18 protein-coding genes are annotated in these 16,195 nt (G+C 42.9%); 4 read left to right on the top strand and 14 right to left on the bottom strand.

The annotated features are described in order from the left end of the window. Nucleotides 1-18 precede the first annotated feature (18 nt). From A5867_RS10255 to obgE, 5 genes are all read right to left on the bottom strand, one after another. On the bottom strand, nt 19-456 hold the full coding sequence (locus tag A5867_RS10255; protein WP_005226169.1) for a lipopolysaccharide assembly protein LapA domain-containing protein: 438 nt from the start codon (nt 454-456) through the stop codon (nt 19-21). A gap of 12 nt (nt 457-468) precedes the next feature. Next, nucleotides 469-1,257: an SDR family oxidoreductase gene (locus A5867_RS10260; protein WP_015509761.1), complete on the bottom strand. Its 789-nt coding sequence runs from the start codon at nt 1,255-1,257 to the stop codon at nt 469-471. Then, nucleotides 1,241-2,197: a ribonuclease Z gene (gene rnz / locus A5867_RS10265; RefSeq protein WP_034857404.1), complete on the bottom strand. Its 957-nt coding sequence runs from the start codon at nt 2,195-2,197 to the stop codon at nt 1,241-1,243. The genes A5867_RS10260 and rnz overlap by 17 nt, the downstream gene beginning before the upstream one ends. 72 nt (nt 2,198-2,269) lie before the next feature. Next, the gene (locus tag A5867_RS10270; RefSeq protein WP_010748409.1) at nt 2,270-2,845 is read right to left on the bottom strand and encodes a DUF456 domain-containing protein; all 576 of its coding nucleotides are present in this window, start codon (nt 2,843-2,845) and stop codon (nt 2,270-2,272) included. A gap of 180 nt (nt 2,846-3,025) precedes the next feature. Beyond that, nucleotides 3,026-4,339 (bottom strand): GTPase ObgE, encoded by a 1,314-nt coding sequence (gene obgE / locus A5867_RS10275; RefSeq protein WP_005226173.1) that lies wholly within the window; start codon nt 4,337-4,339, stop codon nt 3,026-3,028. A 248-nt stretch (nt 4,340-4,587) separates the two neighbouring features. On the opposite strand from obgE, the gene gap reads away from it, so the two are divergent. After that, nucleotides 4,588-5,598 (top strand): type I glyceraldehyde-3-phosphate dehydrogenase, encoded by a 1,011-nt coding sequence (gene gap / locus A5867_RS10280; protein ID WP_005226174.1) that lies wholly within the window; start codon nt 4,588-4,590, stop codon nt 5,596-5,598. 50 nt (nt 5,599-5,648) lie between these two features. Here the strand turns inward: gap and A5867_RS10285 are convergent, their stop codons facing one another. Then, nucleotides 5,649-6,599, bottom strand: coding sequence for an alpha/beta hydrolase (locus tag A5867_RS10285; protein ID WP_087627541.1), 951 nt, complete (start codon nt 6,597-6,599; stop codon nt 5,649-5,651). A 177-nt stretch (nt 6,600-6,776) separates the two neighbouring features. Further along, the gene (locus tag A5867_RS10290; protein WP_060791964.1) at nt 6,777-7,868 is read right to left on the bottom strand and encodes a DUF871 domain-containing protein; all 1,092 of its coding nucleotides are present in this window, start codon (nt 7,866-7,868) and stop codon (nt 6,777-6,779) included. A 182-nt stretch (nt 7,869-8,050) separates the two neighbouring features. Between A5867_RS10290 and A5867_RS10295 the strand changes: the two genes are divergently transcribed. Beyond that, entirely contained in the window at nt 8,051-8,800 is a 750-nt protein-coding gene (locus A5867_RS10295; RefSeq protein ID WP_010748413.1) for a peptidylprolyl isomerase, read from the top strand. Between the two features lie 50 nt (nt 8,801-8,850). Here A5867_RS10295 and fabZ read toward each other — a convergent pair whose 3' ends face one another. Then, nucleotides 8,851-9,291 (bottom strand): 3-hydroxyacyl-ACP dehydratase FabZ, encoded by a 441-nt coding sequence (fabZ, locus tag A5867_RS10300; RefSeq protein WP_005226178.1) that lies wholly within the window; start codon nt 9,289-9,291, stop codon nt 8,851-8,853. A 206-nt stretch (nt 9,292-9,497) separates the two neighbouring features. Between fabZ and fabI the strand changes: the two genes are divergently transcribed. Further along, nucleotides 9,498-10,253, top strand: a complete 756-nt coding sequence (gene fabI / locus A5867_RS10305; RefSeq protein ID WP_005226179.1) for an enoyl-ACP reductase FabI — start codon at nt 9,498-9,500, stop codon at nt 10,251-10,253. Between the two features lie 147 nt (nt 10,254-10,400). Further along, complete coding sequence (locus A5867_RS10310; RefSeq protein ID WP_015509767.1) at nt 10,401-11,318, top strand: mechanosensitive ion channel family protein; 918 nt, start codon at nt 10,401-10,403, stop codon at nt 11,316-11,318. Nucleotides 11,319-11,352: 34 nt separating this feature from the next. On the opposite strand, the gene cbpB is transcribed toward A5867_RS10310, so the two are convergent. The 6 genes from cbpB to A5867_RS10340 form a co-directional block, all read right to left on the bottom strand. Next, nucleotides 11,353-11,856: a cyclic-di-AMP-binding protein CbpB gene (cbpB, locus tag A5867_RS10315; RefSeq protein ID WP_005226181.1), complete on the bottom strand. Its 504-nt coding sequence runs from the start codon at nt 11,854-11,856 to the stop codon at nt 11,353-11,355. Nucleotides 11,857-11,965: 109 nt separating this feature from the next. Further along, on the bottom strand, nt 11,966-12,478 hold the full coding sequence (locus A5867_RS10320) for a metallophosphoesterase (protein WP_005236103.1): 513 nt from the start codon (nt 12,476-12,478) through the stop codon (nt 11,966-11,968). Continuing rightward, nucleotides 12,475-13,827 (bottom strand): ribonuclease PH, encoded by a 1,353-nt coding sequence (rph, locus tag A5867_RS10325; RefSeq protein WP_016612128.1) that lies wholly within the window; start codon nt 13,825-13,827, stop codon nt 12,475-12,477. The genes A5867_RS10320 and rph overlap by 4 nt, the downstream gene beginning before the upstream one ends. Further along, a complete protein-coding gene (racE, locus tag A5867_RS10330) occupies nt 13,828-14,643 on the bottom strand; it encodes a glutamate racemase (RefSeq protein ID WP_008381904.1) in 816 nt (271 codons plus the stop codon). Nucleotides 14,644-14,873: 230 nt separating this feature from the next. Beyond that, nucleotides 14,874-15,530: an ABC transporter permease subunit gene (locus A5867_RS10335; protein WP_005236107.1), complete on the bottom strand. Its 657-nt coding sequence runs from the start codon at nt 15,528-15,530 to the stop codon at nt 14,874-14,876. Nucleotides 15,531-15,547: 17 nt separating this feature from the next. Further along, entirely contained in the window at nt 15,548-16,195 is a 648-nt protein-coding gene (locus A5867_RS10340) for an amino acid ABC transporter permease (RefSeq protein WP_005226186.1), read from the bottom strand.

The raw sequence follows: 16,195 nt of genomic DNA on the forward strand, positions 1-16,195 counted from the left end.
TTGTGAAACGTCGTTGTTTTAGGCTTGCGATTCAAAAGACTTCATTTCCTCATCGATCGTTGGTGGCGTGGATGCGCCCGCAGCACGTGAGGAAAGCTGGGCTTCTTGATCATCGAGCTGCTGCTGTCTTGCCGCTAACTCCGCCTGCTTGTTCGTGTATTCCCGTTCCAAAGCTTCTCGTTGTTCTTGGAGAACCTTCTCGTTATTCGAACGATAATCTGAAAGCTCTTTTCTCAATTGCTTTAGTTCTTTTTTTTGGCGGAACATTGCGCTTGTGGAAACCAACAGCAAAATCAATGCGCCTAACAAAGCAGAACCAATAATGACTAAGATCAGTGGCGATTGAATCGTTGTGAAGCCAAAGTTGATCGGGACAGTCATATTGTTTGCAACGGCAAATAAAACGATCACTAAAATCAGTAAAATACCAACGATAACACGCCATTGATTTTTCATGGGCTTCAACTCCTATTTTTTGTTGAACATCGTTCCCGCCATATAATCGCCGATTGAAGGAAACAGGGTATATAGTTTCGCAGCAGCGCCTAAAATATGTGGGCGATTGATTTCTCGTTTTGGATGGATCATCGCTTTGACGATCGTTTGCGCTAATTTGTTCGGTTCGAGCACTAGGCTGCCCACCGACGATAAGTAACTACCGCTTGGGTCTGCTTGGTCAAAGAATGCCGTTTCGATCGGTCCAGGATTGACCGTTGTTACGTTGATCCCTAATGGTTTTAGTTCTAAACGTAATGCGTTAGAAAAACCGAGCACAGCAAATTTTGTTGCAGAGTAGACGGCCGTTTTTGGCGTAGCGATCTTACCTGCGATCGAAGCAACATTTATGATATGACCATGCTTTTGTTCAGCCATTTGGATCGCTACTTGCTGGGTCAAAACCATCATGCCAAGCACATTGACTTCGAACATATTTCGGATGACCGCCGGGTCCATCTCTGTAAATTCTTGAAAGATCCCGTAGCCAGCATTATTGACGAAGACATCGATCTTACCAACTTTTTCATTGATTTTTTCTAGTAAGCGCTCCACACTTTCAGGATTTGCTACATCCAATTGAAACGCATACGCTTCTTTGCCGCTTAATTCCATACATTGTTCTTTGACTTTTCCAATCAGATTCGTTCTTCGGGCACAAGTCACGACGATCGCACCACGTTTTGCGGCTTCATAACAGATTTGTTCTCCAAGTCCAGCAGAGCCACCTGTTACAACGACAACTTTATTCTCTAAATTCATCTGTTTCTTCCTCTCCGGCAAAAGGGATCTCGACAATATCAAAATCTTTGACGATCAACGTATTCGGAAATACTTCTTTTGCTTCATTTACTAAATTTGTAATATCTTTGCCAACGTAACGCGCACTGATATGGGTCAACAGCAAACGCTTCGCTTGAGCTTCTTGTGCCACTTCGGCAGCTTGCCGCGTCGTCGAGTGAAAATAAGCGCGAGCCAACTTGGCTTCTTCTTTGTTAAAGGTACTTTCATGCACCAATACATCCGCATCTTCTGCTAGCAGTACGGCGTTTTGACATTTACGCGTATCACCTAATATCGCCACGATCCGACCTTTTTTCGCTTGGCCCAAGAAATCAGCCCCATTGATTTGACGTCCATCGTCAAGGGTAACTACTTCACCTTTTTTCAAACGACCGAAGAGCGGCCCAGGTTTCAACCCAAGTTCCAGTAAAGCCTGCACTTGCAATTCCCCTTGATGGCTTGCTTCAACAATCCGATAACCAAAACTGTCAATGCCATGATCAAGACGCAGACACGATACTTCAAATTGCTGATCTTTAAAAAGAATCCCTTCTTCTTCAATCTCGAAAAAATGTAAGGGGTAGCTGACTTTGGTCTGAGAAATCCGCAAAACGGTTTGAACGTATGCTTTGATCCCCTTGGGTCCATAAATCTCTAGAGGCGTGTCGCCTCCTTGAAAGGAGCGGCTGCTGATCAATCCTGGCAACCCATAGATATGGTCACCATGAAGATGAGTGATAAAGATTTTTTCAATCTTTCGTGGACGAATCGTAGAATGCAAAATCTGCATTTGCGTCCCTTCGCCACAATCAAAAAGCCAAACGGCATTCCGTTCATCTAAAAGTCGTAACGCAATGCTGGTCACGTTTCGATGTTTCGCAGGCACACCTGCGCCTGTTCCTAAAAATTCTAATTCCATAAGCTTCTTTCCTTTCATCTCTTTCCAATTTTAGCGGAAAAGAAATCAAGTTGCAATTGAAGCTTGTGGATTTTATTTCTCAGATTGGCGATCTTCTGCGTCGTTATGAGAGTTTTTCCAGTCTTCTTGAACGCGTGCTTTGGTGGATTCTTCGACTTTCTTAGCCGTTTCAATCTCTGCTTCCACTTCATCGTAGTCAAAGCGCGTGATGTCACCGCCTAATTCATTCATGATCAATTGATTCAAAGGACGATTGTCTTCTTCATCTGCGATCAATAATAACCCCGTATCACCAACACCAATTTGGTTTCCGACATGTTCAAAAAGCATTTGCGCATTTTGGATCTCTTTTGCATCACGAGTAGCACCGATCATACTGCCACCAAACCAGCCCAGCATGATTCCTAAAGGTCCGCCTAGCACGCCAACGAGCATCCCGATCAATCCACCCGTTGATGTCTTATTGTTCCCAGTAAAATCGAGAAAGTCCTCGACTTTAAATTGATGCACGCCTTCATTGGTGTGGGTAAGAACTGCCATTTGTTCCCCTTTGATCTTCCGTTCCATATGCATCCGTTTCACTTCCGAAAAGGCTTGGTACGCTTTGGCACTGGCATCAAAATTCATTACAATGACACGTTTTGACATAAAAATCGCTCCCTTTGGTTTATTTGTTCTCTTCTTTATTTTAACAGTAAATCATTTAAATGAAAAAAGAAACCAAAAAGACTACCGATCATTGATTTCTTAGTGAAAATCAATGATCGGTAGTCAAATCCACTGCAGCTAAAAAGGTATTTTTTAGGCAAATGATGTTCTTTTAAACGATTATTCGACAAACTCGAACTCGAAGTTGCCGATCCGAACGATATCGCCGTCTTTGGCACCGCGCGCCCGTAATGCTTCATCGACACCTAAACCACGCAGCTGACGAGCAAAACGCATCACGGTCTCATCATGATCAAAATTCGTCATCTGGAATAGTTTTTCGATTTTTTCACCGCTCAAGATCCAAGTTGCATCAGGATCGCGATCAATTGAGAACTCTGGTTCATCCGATTGGAAGCCATAATGAACAACATCTTCTTCCATTTCTTCATCGTATAAAAGAAACTCAGGGGTGACTTCCAATAGATCCGCTGTCGCATTCAACAAGGCATCGATTCCCTTACGAGTGACACCAGAGATGGGGAAAATCATTGGTTCATCCGCGAACTCATCCGTTTTTTCTTTTGCCAGCTGCTCTTTGAAAAGGGCTAGGTTTTCTTCAGCATCCGGCATATCCATCTTATTGGCAACGATGATTTGTGGTCGCTCTAGTAAGCGCAAGTTATGGGTCGACAATTCATTGTTGATGGACAAATAGTCCTCGTATGGATCGCGTCCTTCCATGCCACTCATATCGATCACATGTAAAATGACGCGGGTCCGTTCGATATGGCGTAAAAACTGAGTCCCTAAACCAACCCCTTGTGAGGCTCCTTCGATCAGACCAGGTAGATCAGCGACCGCAAAACTACGGCCATCAGTAGTTGTTACCATACCTAAATTTGGTACCAGCGTGGTAAAATGATACGCACCAATTTTTGGTCGAGCAGAGGAAATCACAGAGAGTAATGTAGACTTCCCAACTGAAGGGAAACCAACTAGACCAACATCTGCTAAAACTTTTAATTCGAGCTCGATTTTTCTTTCTTGACCAGGTTCTCCATTCTCAGCTAATTCTGGGGCTGGGTTTTTCGGAGAGGCAAACCGAATGTTGCCACGGCCGCCACGGCCACCTTTAGCAATCACTAATGTTTGGCCTTGCTCAATCAAATCACCTAATAAGGCACCTGTTTCAGCGTCACGAACGGTCGTTCCCTGTGGTACTTTGATGTAGGTATCATCTGAGCCACGACCGTGCATTCCTTTACTCATGCCGTTTTCCCCGGGTTGCGCTTTAAAATGACGATTAAAACGGAAATCCATTAATGTACGCAGACCCTCGTCTACGACTAAAATGACATCACCACCACGTCCACCGTCACCACCTGCGGGTCCGCCGTCTGGGACATATTTCTCTCGGCGAAAAGCAACCATTCCGTCGCCGCCTTTTCCTGCTTTGACATCGATTGTCACTTGATCTAAAAACATGGACATTATTTGTCCTCCATTCTTTTTTTACTACCTTCTATACTTTTTGATTATCAGTTATCTCACCTTAAGTGGTTACTATTTCTCTAATAAGAAAGTCTATTTTATTGTAACGACCGAAACGTCTTTTGTCTATCTTTTCTCATGGGTTTCCGTAAGAAATCGCGAATTCTTAAGGGTTATTCTTTGACAGTCACTTGAAATCGTAGCAAACTTTTAAGTGTACCAGACACAATCAAAGGAGGAAACAAGAAATGACAGTAAAAGTTGGAATCAATGGTTTTGGACGAATTGGACGTTTGGCTTTTCGTAGGATCAAAGAAGTTTCTGCCGATATTGAAGTTGTGGCAATCAATGATTTAACGAGTCCAGTCATGTTAGCACACTTATTGCAATTTGACTCGACCCACGGCACGTACCCTGGAACTGTTACTGCAACGGATAATGCTATCGTTGTCGATGGCAAAGAGACCCGTGTGTACGCTGAACCAGACGCAAGCAAAATCCCTTGGGCAAAAGAAAATGGCGTCGATATCGTTTTAGAATGCACGGGTTTTTACACTTCCGCAGAAAAAGCACAAGCCCATCTTGATGCGGGTGTCAAACGAGTCGTTATCTCCGCACCAGCTGGTAATATGAAAACGATCGTTTACAATGTCAACTCCGACACGTTAACACCAGAGGATACTATCATATCCGCAGGTTCTTGTACGACCAACTGCTTAGCTCCGATGGCCTACTTCTTAAATGAGGAATTCGGGATCGAAGTTGGTACGATGACGACGGTACATGCCTATACTTCTACACAAATGCTATTGGATGGTCCGGTAAAAGGCGGAAACTTAAGAGCCGCTCGGTCCGCTGCAGACAACACGATCCCTCACTCGACAGGTGCTGCTAAAGCGATCGGTCTAGTTATCCCAGAATTAAATGGCAAATTACAAGGACACGCCCAACGGGTTCCTGTCGTCGATGGTTCTTTAACAGAATTAGTCTCAATTTTGAAAACCAAAGTAACCGCCGATGAAGTCAATGAAGCGATCAGAAAACACACCGTCGATAATCCGTCATTCGGTTACGATGACCGTGAGATCGTCTCTGGAGATGTGATTGGTACCACTCAAGGTTCTATCTTTGATCCGACACAAACAGAAGTAACCACGGCTGGCGATTTCCAACTGGTGAAAACCGTCGCTTGGTATGATAATGAATATGGCTTTACTTGCCAAATGATTCGTTTGCTAGAAGAATTTGCTCGTTTATAAGCCAAGGGTCAAGCAAAAAGTGCCGGTTCTTTTTTTGAACCGGCACTTTTTTATTCACTTGCTGGGTGATCGTATTTGTCCAAAAAAGCTGCAATTTTTTCTTTGTAAAGCGCTGGATCTGTTTTGTAGCTTTTCGCATGCTCGGCACCTGAAACAACCCACTTTTCTTTTGGTGCATCGGTCGCGTTATACAAAATTTCCAGCATCGAATAAGGAACAAACGTATCCGCATCGCCATGGATAAAAAAAATTGGACGCGTATTCTTTTGCAGTTGTTTGACTGCATCTGCTTCACCAAAGAAATACCCCGCTCGGATTTTTGTGACAAGGCTAGTGACATTCATCAATGGAAAGGCAGGCAGACCAAACAATTGATCGAGTTGATAACCCAATTCTTCATTGACGTTGGTATACCCACAATCTTCAATGATAGAAGTGACATTTTTCGGCAAGTCTTCCCCACTGGTCATCATTACCGTGGCAGCCCCCATACTGATGCCATACAAAGTGATCGTTTCTTCAGGACCATTTTTTGCGAGTACTTCATCGATCCATTGCAGATAATCCTTACGTTCGTGCCACCCAAAACCAATATAATCTCCTTCGCTTTGACCATGCCCTCGAGCGTCTGGAACCAAGACATTATAGCCTAAATCATGATACATCTTAGCATAGTCCGCCATCGTTTCTGCATTCCCCATGTAGCCATGCGCGATGATCGCCGTTTTTCCTCGATTCTTCTCCTCCGCCGGTAGATAAATGGCGGATAATTTTAAATCATCTTCAGAAGTCAGCTGCCATATCTCACGATTTGCTGGATCTGTAAACCAATTTTGCGATTCATTTCCTGTCTGATTTTCATCCGTACCAGGGGTATCTCCTTCCAAAAAATCTTTTTCTGAAGGAACCACCGCATAATCGTAAAAATAGTTTCCTGCATACCCTAATCCTGCAATTGCTAATACAGCCACTCCGATGGCAATCTTCCAGCGCAATTTCACACTTGTCACGTCCTCTTGTTATATAGTCTACATAATATTATTATGGTTTCATCGTTCTTCATGGAAAGAACCCACTACATAAATTACCGTTTTTTGCTCGTGTTTGTCAATTGCAAGCGCCCAAAAATCAACCATTGCCAACACGCTTTGTTGGCAATGGTTGATTTCTCGTGATAATTAATTATTTTCGACCAATTTAAAACTTGACCAAGGTTTCAAAAATTCTAATAAGAATAGTTCCTCATCAGCGATCTTACCAACGACATTGACGCGACCATCATTTTTCATTGCTTTCAAGGCGATTTGCGTCTCACCTTTGTATTGTCCATAGCCAGCATTATCGATCAAGACATCCCCTCTTACCATATCACGGGTATCATGAGGTGGAAATTCCTTGTCTTTATAATAGATCCGCGTCATCGTTGAACGCAAGATGTACTCTGAACGATCTCCTCGATAGCTGTGCAGATTATCGAAGAGACAAATTCGTTCATCTTCAGTGATTCCGTCAACGACATCGACTCTTAATGTCGGATAATCAGCATGAAACGCTTCAGCCATTGCTGCCAATTCTGCTTCTGAAGCATAGGCATTTCCAATAGAGATATCATCGATCAAACCAGTCAACACTAAATGTTTGACTTGTGTAGCTAGTGGCAGATCACGATGGTCTTCCAAAGAGCATAAACCATCTTGTGTTGGCCATGGACCGAAATCAGCTTCGTGAGAATTCACGAAAGCCATCGTATTTAAATTGTATTTGCGGAATTTTTCCGAACAAAAAACAAAATGGTCATAGCCTAACCCTGAATAGCGATGAGGATAGAAGTTATGCGAACCGAGTAAATTTTCAGTATTAGGTGAATAACTCATGATGTTATCCACGTAGCTCGTGCCGCTGCTCATATTGATTTCGATTTTGATCCCGTAAGGATTACGGGTCATTTTGGCTTCTTCTGAACCAGTGAAACCAATATCTAACCGAACACCGTAAGCCCCCATCTCATCAAAGAAGGATAAATCATCATAAGAAATACCTAACTGTTCGAATAAACCAGGATTGATATCTACCATGACTTCCATTCCTAACTGATTGGCATAATCTACGACTTGCTTAAAGTCTGCCAAGACTTTTTCTTTGTCATCGTTGATTTGCAGCAAACTGGTAAATACCCGTTTAAAGCCGTATTTGTGTGCCAAGTCTAGATACGCTTTGTCCTTTTCAAACGTTGAGCGCTCTGGATAAATCGATATCCCTAATTTTCCCATCAAAAAAACCTCCTGTAAATTCTATCCGTTTATTATAATGAATCCTCTTTCATTATAGCAAACATCTAAAAAGTGGTCTACACCTTTCCGTCTGTTTCTTTCTCATTCCACAAAATCTGCGCTTTCTTCTATGTCTCTTTTTTGTTATGATTATCATTAAGAAAACTGGAAGGAATGAAAGAATGAAAAAAATTCTATTCACACTGACAGCAGCTGCTAGCCTTTTATTATTAGCTGCTTGTACAGGTTCAAGTACCACCGATCCCTCATCAAGCAATTCAGCAGAAAGCACGTCAACCTCAGAATCCGTTGACTTGAATGCCCTGGAATTGCCGCAATTATCAACGGATGTGCAAGAGAATGAAGCTTTAGTTGAAATGGTGACGGAAGAAGGCTCGATCAAAATCAAACTTTTCCCAGAGATCGCGCCCAAAGCAGTCGAAAACTTTTTGACCCATGCCAAAGATGGGTATTATGACGGCTTGACTTTCCATCGTGTCGTAGAAGAGTTTATGATCCAAGGGGGCGACCCTAATGGTGATGGCACTGGCGGAGAAAGCATTTGGGGCGAAGGATTCGGCGAAGAATACTCCAACCAGCTTTATCACTTGCGAGGCGCATTAGCAATGGCAAAATCAAGTGCGCCAAACAGCCAAGGCAGTCAGTTCTACATCGTTCAAAATGATCAAGATGTATCCGACGGTCTAGCGATCCAACACTATCCTGAAAAAATCATCGAAGCCTACAAAAATGGTGGAACACCACGATTGGACGGCAGCTATACTGTATTTGGTCAAGTGATCGAAGGCATGGATGTCGTAGATAAAATTGCGCAAGCAGAAACCCAAGACTCTGGCAATGGTGAGAATTCTCAACCAGTTGAGCCAGTGAAGATCGAAACGATCAAGGTCTTACAAGAAGCCAAAGAATAAATAAAAAACCGCTGAAGTCTCCGATATTCGGGAATTTCAGCGGTTTTCTTTTATTTTTGGTCGCCAACGATAAAGGTGAATTCGCATTCCGCAGCTTTTTTGCCGTCCACTGTAGCGACCGCATCAGCAGTTCCTACAGAGCCTTTGATTTTAGTGATCTCGAAAACAAGTTTCATGGTATCTCCCGGAACAACTTTTTGACGGAATTTGGCTTTGTTGATGCCGCCGATATACGCCGTTCTACCTTGGAATTCCTCGGATTTCAAGATCAGGATCGATCCTGCTTGTGCCAATGTTTCTAAAATCAAGGCACCTGGCATTACTGGATTTCCTGGGAAATGTCCTTGGAAAAAGTCTTCGTTGATGGTGACATTTTTCGTTGCGATAATCTTTTTGCCAGACTCGATTTCATCGACGTAATCAATATATATAATTGGGTAGCGATTTGGAATCAAATCCATGACTTCTGTTTCAGTCAATAGTTTTTTCATGGTTTCCCTTCCTTGCTTAAGAATTTATTATAGTTTGATTATCAAAGTATCATAGTTCAGCGAAATTCGCAACTAAATATTTATTAAGAAAAAAATAGTTTGACAATCAAACAATTATGCTTAATAATTAGAAATCAAGATAGTTTGATTTACTATTTGTCATTATACGTATTTTATTATTGTTGAATTTATTAAGGAGTGGAATTATGAGTTTTTTAACTGGTAAAAAAGTTGTCGTCATGGGCGTTGCTAACAAACGCAGTATCGCTTGGGGCTGTGCACAAGCATTAAAAGCACAAGGAGCCGAAGTGATCTACACGTATCAAAACGACCGCATGAAAAAGCCTTTAGAGCGCTTATTGGAATCTGATGAATTTGTAGTGGAATGTGACGTCGCCAATGACGAAAGCATTGCTTCCGCCTTTGAAACGATCAAAGAATATGCAGGTGAGATCCACGGTGTTGTCCATGCCGTTGCTTATGCCAATAAAGAAGATCTATCTGGCGATATTTTGAATATTTCTCGTGACGGTTATGCTTTGGCGCAAGACATCAGCAGTTATTCATTGATTGCCGTCACCAAATATGCCAAACCAATCTTAGCTGAAAATGCTGGAATCGTTACCCTTTCCTACTTAGGTGCCGAACGGGCAGTACCGAACTACAATATGATGGGGATTGCAAAAGCCGCTTTAGAATCAAGCGTTCGCTATTTAGCTGCCGAACTTTCACCGCAAAAAATCCGCGTCAATGCGATTTCAGCTGGTGCCATCAAGACGCTGGCAGTAACTGGTGTAAAAGACTATCAAAAACTGATCCAATTGTCAGAGGATCGGACACCTGATCATATTGGTGTGACGATTGAAGAAGTGGGCAATACTTGTGCCTTCTTGATCAGTCCATTATCAAGCGGGATTATCGGCGAAGTGATTTTTGTTGATAAAGGCGTTCATTTATCTTAATCAATAATTGTCATAGAAAAGTCTGCTATTTGCCTCTCCGTTGGCTGAGCAGGCTTTTTCTGAAAAAAACAGGTATTTCAGAAAACCTCCTTTGCATTTCTATTTTATCTTCGTTAAAATAGATGCAGTAAGACTTGGAGGGATTTTATGAAACAACTGCTACTTGCAGCTAGCACGACCGATTCAAGTGGTTCCAGCATTACCGAACCAGCAGCTGCTCAGCTCAATGCATTACAAAAATGGTGGGCATCGATCGACTGGGAATCGATCATTGGCCTACTGATCCAAAAAGCACTGATGCTGCTTTTTTTGTGTATCTTATTCGGAATTTTATTAAAAATAAGCAACATGATCATTGACCGGATCTATCGGTCCTATGAAAAAAAAGCCACCTTCAATGTGAGTCGAATCAACACGATCCATACCCTGATCCGCAATACGGTTCATTACACATTAGGCTTCTTTTTTGTCTATGCTCTCCTTTCAACCATCGGCGTACCTGTAGGCTCGCTACTAGCCGGTGCCGGAGTCGTCGGTGTCGCACTTGGTTTAGGCGCCCAAGGTTTTATGAACGACTTGATTACTGGCTTCTTTATTATTACCGAGCAACAAATCAATGTTGGTGATTACGTCCGCTTGACCAATCTGACGCTTGAAGGTACGGTGACGGCCGTCGGTATTCGGACTGTTCAATTAAAATCCGTTGATGGAACCGTTCATTATATCCCAAATCGTAACATCACGACCATCAGTAATACATCCAGAGCCAATATGCAAGTCGTGGTCGACGTACGTATCTTACCATCTGAAGGCTTAGATGAAATACGTGCCATCATTGAAGAAGTCAATGAACAGATTGCTCAGCAGCATGAAGAAGAGATTCAAACGGCCCCTACGGTCTTCGGTTTAGTGGATCTGGGGAACAACAACTTTGCAATTCGTACGACCATGTATGTGACCAACGGTACGCAATGGAAAATCAAAGAGGAATTTTTGGCCGCATCGATCGATGCTTTAACTGCCAAAGGCTATACGATCCCCAATGCGCCGATCGTCGGTATTTAAAAAAGGTTATCCCGAAGCTGGGATAACCTTTTTTCTATACCACATGCAGTTCATCTGTCATCTTTGGGGCATCCTCTTTAGAAATCAGCAAATAGCGTCTTTCAATTTCGTGCGCCAAATGATTGACGGATTTTAAAATCTCTTTGCGGGTGATAATCCCAACAAAGACATTGTCATCATCAACGATCGGCAAGAATGCTTGATCTACTAACAAATGCAGCATACTTTCCAACTCATCGTTTTCTTTGATGCAATTCACATTGACTTCCATGACATCTGCCACAGTCAGCCCTTCAATATTTTCCATACTGAAGCCAGTGAGATCCATCATGCGTTCTACGATGTTTGAGAGGCTGATTAAGCCGACTAAATGGTCCTCACTATCTAGTACAGGGATCTTTGAATAGCCCACTTTTGATAAAACAAGCAATGCGTGACTCAAAGGGTGGTTATAAAATACCGATGCCACATTTTCTGCCGGCACCAAGAAATTTTCTTGGTTCTCGAGTAATATTTTTTCTACGGTCTGTCCTATCAATCTAATTGCCTCCATTTCACAGCTACTCTTCTATTTTACTTGAAAATGAGAATAGAAAGTTGAAACCTGCAAAATTATAATGAAATTTTTACTTTTTGATTCCGCTTACTTAGCGTGTGAAAACAAAAGCTAGCTCAGGGACTTTATGAAAGGAACGATCATAGTATTGGATTGCCCATTGTTCTGGCGTACTTTCAATAATCGCAAAGCTTTTGATTTGAATTTGCCCTCGCGGTTGGGAAATACTGCCGGGATTCAAGAAAAGCCGATTCCCAACTTTCTCACAAGCAATTTGATGCGTGTGACCAAACAGTGCGATCGAGGCATCGGCTTGTTGCGCTTGCAGCCCTAATTTCGTTACACCAAAACGGACATCTGCTAAGTGGCCATGAGTCATATAGATGGTGTCCAGCGGCGTTTTGATGATACGCTCATTGGGAAAACCACCGCCATAATCGCAATTGCCGCAAACGACTTGAAAAGTATCCCACAAAGGGTCTGTGTCAGGTAGTTCGGAGTCCCCACAGTGCAGGAATAAATCGACTTGATTTTCGAATTCATTTTTAAGATCAACAAGAATCTCACGATCTGAATGATTGTCACTGACAACTAAATATTTCATGCATTTTCTCCTTCTAACCACTCCTGCCACTGTTCCTGCAGCTTTTTGATTGCTAGACCACGGTGGCTGACTCGGTTCTTTTCTTCTTGACTCATTTGGGCTGCGCTTTGCTCTGAACCATCAGGAATAAACAATGGATCGTAACCGAACCCATTTTCTCCACGAGGGATACGGCCGATTCTTCCCGGCCATTGAGCTTCAACCACCAAACTCTCTTTTCCTGGCGCTGCGAAAACTAACGTACAGTGAAATTGAGCACTGCGCTTGTCATCTTCGACATCCGTCAATTCGTAAAGTAATTTTGCATTATTAGCAGCGTCACTTTTTTGCTCACCAGCAAATCGAGCAGAGTACACCCCTGGTCGCCCCCCTAATGCATCGACTTTCAGTCCTGAGTCATCAGCTAACACCGGTCTTCCCAAAATTCTGGCGATGGTTTCCGCTTTAAGGCGGGCATTTTCTTCAAAGGTGGTGCCGGTTTCTTCAACATCCGGCAAGGAAGGATAGTCTTTTAAGGTGCGGACATCGTAACCTGCTGCGCCAAATACGGCTTTAAACTCCTTGGCTTTTCCTGGATTGCCTGTAGCAATGACAATCGTTTTTTCGGGAATCTCATAAGGGGGTTCATCTGGTAAAAACAGTGCCTCTTTTTGATAGGCAATCAATTCTTCGATAGCTGTTTTTCCGTAGATCAGCATCTCATTCAACTGCTGGCCATCAAAGGTTGCTTCTTCCCCAGTTCCTTGCAATTCGACAAATCGACCAGATTCCGTCATCACCAAATTCATGTCAACAGCAGCTGAAGAATCTTCTTGATAATCGAGATCAGTCACACAGGTACCATCTGGTAAGATCCCGACACTAATTGCTGCCAAATGCTCCTTGATTGGATCTTCCGTCAATGCTTTGTCACGCAACAAGGTATCGATAGCTAAACGCAACGCGACAAAAGCGCCGGTAATACTGGCTGTTCTGGTACCGCCATCCGCTTGGACGACATCACAATCGACGACGATACTACGTTCCCCTAATTTTTCTAAATCGACTACGGCTCGTAAGGAACGAGCGATCAGCCGTTGGATCTCCATCGTACGACCAGAAAGCTTGCCTTTGGCACTTTCTCGACGATTACGAGTGTTGGTCGCTCGTGGGAGCATACTGTATTCGGCTGTGACCCAGCCTTTTCCCGTATCTCGTAAAAACGGAGGGACCCGATCTTCAATCGTTGCCGAACAAATCACGGTTGTGTCACCAAAAGAGATCACAACCGATCCTTCGGGGTGTTTGTAGACGTTGGTTTGAATGTTGACTGGTCTTAACATTGTTTCTTTTCTGCCATCATGTCGCATTTAAAAGCCTCCTAAATCAGTGTGAATCGATGAGATCGTGTCTAAATCAAGCCAATCATTGGCAATCTCATCAAATATTTTCGGTGAACCAGTAGTAAAAAATGCATGTTGCGGATGCGGATCGTCCTGACTCGTTGCTGCAATGGAAAAATAGTCCAACAAGGTACTGACTTCCCCCACCGTTTCTGCCCCTGAATCAATCAGCTGGATATGGGCGCCTAATTCATTTTGGATCAAAGGGCGCAATAGAGGATAATGAGTACAGCCCAGAATCACTGTATCTAACCGCTTGTTTTTCAATGGACGCAACGTTTCTGCCACGATTTTCTTGGCGACCGAGCTATGGTATTGTTTGCTTTCTACGATCGGCACAAACTTTGGGCAAGCCAAACTGACGACTGACGCATGGGGCGCTTTGCCATGAAGAGCGCGCTTGTAAGAGTCGCTTTTGATCGTTCCATTTGTTCCGATGACACCGATTCGCTGGTTTTTGCTTGCTTTGACTGCTGCTCGACTACCGGGCAGGATCACGCCAATCACCGGGATCGCTAGTTTTTCTTTGATTTCTTCAAGGGCGACCGCTGTCGCTGTATTACAAGCGATCACCAACATTTTAATGTTTTTTTCTAATAAAAAACGGGTCATTTGCCACGTATACGCGATAACTTGCTCAGCAGGTCTCGGACCATACGGGCATCTGGCTGTATCTCCCAGATAAAGAATCGATTCGTTGGGTAATTGCTTGATTGCTTCTTTGACGACCGTCAACCCACCAACACCAGAATCGATAAAACCAATTGGTCTGTTGTTTGTCATAGTTTCCATCCTTTACATGAAAAAAAGAGTTTGGTGCGTTTTTCTCTCTTATTCATTTTGGACTTTTTTTGTCTATTTTTCAAGTATTCCTTTCGTTTGCTAAAAAAGCTTTCCCAAAAAATACGAAACGGTCAAAAAGAAAAAAGCCCCAACGATTGGCTCACAACCCACAAGTTGCACTTGCATGGGTAAAAGACCGATCGTGGGGATGTTTTTGTCGATTATTCTTTTTAGTAATCGTACTGACGTTTTTCCAAAAAGCCAGAAAGCAATGACAAGGCATAACAAACCAAAAAGTATAAAACAGTCATTGCCAAAAACATAGGCAAAACATAGTTTGTATTTTGACCATAAATGATTCGAGCATGATGAGTCAGCTCTGGTAAAGAAATAATCACGGCTAATGACGTATCTTTGATCAAAGAGATCAACTGACTGACGATCGCTGGCAACATCGCTTTAAATGCCTGTGGCACGACGATACTCCGCAATACTTCGACATAGCTTAGCCCTGTTGACAAACCAGCTTCCATCTGCCCTTTTGGCACAGCATTCAAACCAGCACGAAAGATTTCAGAGAGCATCGCTGATTCAAAAATCGTCAACGCCACAACCGCTGACCAAAAAATATTAAAGCGGATACCGATCTGCGGCAATGCAAAGTAAGTGAAAAAGATGATCAAGAGCAAAGGCAAGTTACGAATAACATCGATCACGACACCTAATACTTTAGAAAAGACCGGGATCGAGCTGAAGCGCAAAATGCCGGCGATCCCTCCGATAATAAAGCTAAATAAAATCGATAGGATCGACACTTCAACTGTTACCCGCAAGCCATCGATCAAGAAGCGAATGTTAATCGCTGAAAAAGCTTCAAAAAAGTCCATAGTTCGTTAGCTCCTTTCTATGAGCGGACAGCCCAACGCCGTTCCAAGTAAACCATCAAATAAGACAATGGTAGGGTAATGATCAAATAGAAAAGACCAACAATGATATACGTATCAAATGTATTGAAGGTCTCACTTGCGATCAAATCGCCTTGATACATAATATCTAATCCTGCGACCATCGCCAAAATTGATGAATTTTTGACAAGATTGATAAATTGATTGCCTAACGGCGGTACGACGATCTTAAATGCTTGAGGCAAAATAATGTAGCGCATCGCTTGGCTGTAAGTAAAACCAGAAGACAAGGAAGCTTCCATCTGGCCTTTAGGGACCGTTTGAATCCCTGAACGGATCGTCTCAGCGATAAATGCCGATGTATAGATCGTTAAGCCGATCGTTCCCGCTTGAAAGCCGTCAAAAGAAACCCAATACATTGGCACAACGACATAAAAGAACATCACGATGATCAATAAGGGAATATTTCTAAAAAACTCAACATACGCTTTGGCAATCCCTTTGATGAGGCGATTGTCTGACAACTGAAAAATTGCCATTAAGGTTCCGATCAAAAGACTAAAAAACAGTGCGATCAAACTCGCCATGACTGTGTATTTAAAGCCTTCAATAAACTGACCGGTATACGTTTGAAATAATTCAACCAT

Source organism: Enterococcus sp. 6D12_DIV0197 (assembly GCF_002174385.1).
Classification (GTDB): domain Bacteria; phylum Bacillota; class Bacilli; order Lactobacillales; family Enterococcaceae; genus Enterococcus_D; species Enterococcus_D casseliflavus.